Source organism: Bartonella sp. AA81SXKL (assembly GCF_042196945.1).
Lineage (GTDB): Bacteria > Pseudomonadota > Alphaproteobacteria > Rhizobiales > Rhizobiaceae > Bartonella.
In genome coordinates this window covers 1-305 of record NZ_JBHIRH010000384.1, presented here as the reverse complement: position 1 = coordinate 305, position 305 = coordinate 1, and the positions used below count along the sequence as shown (strand labels likewise).

Sequence of the window (305 nt, the reverse complement as noted above, 5' to 3'; positions counted from 1 at the left end):
TTTTCGTCTTTGCGACATTCAAAGGACATATATGAACAGAAATTTGTTCTCTTTTTTTGCCCGCTGTCCTTGTATTGTTCTCTATTTGTTCTTACCCACCACAACCACAAACAGACAGGAGAGCTAAAATGAGTGATTTAGAACTGATAAAGTACTGGCGCACTCTTGATTTAAAAACACAGAAAGAACTTATTCTGATGCTTCATCGGATGGCCGCCGCAAAAGAGTCAAAATCGCTTGCCTCTCCTGAGGAGAGAGCTTTGAAATGAGATCGAGGAATTCTTTATCTTCAGGACTAGCTCCCT

1 pseudogene is annotated in these 305 nt (G+C 40.7%); it reads right to left on the bottom strand.

Features of this window, described 5'->3' with window-relative positions:
• Positions 1–189: 189 nt before the first annotated feature.
• A pseudogene (locus tag ACFINZ_RS11825) lies at positions 190–305 on the bottom strand (XRE family transcriptional regulator); the annotation flags it as partial.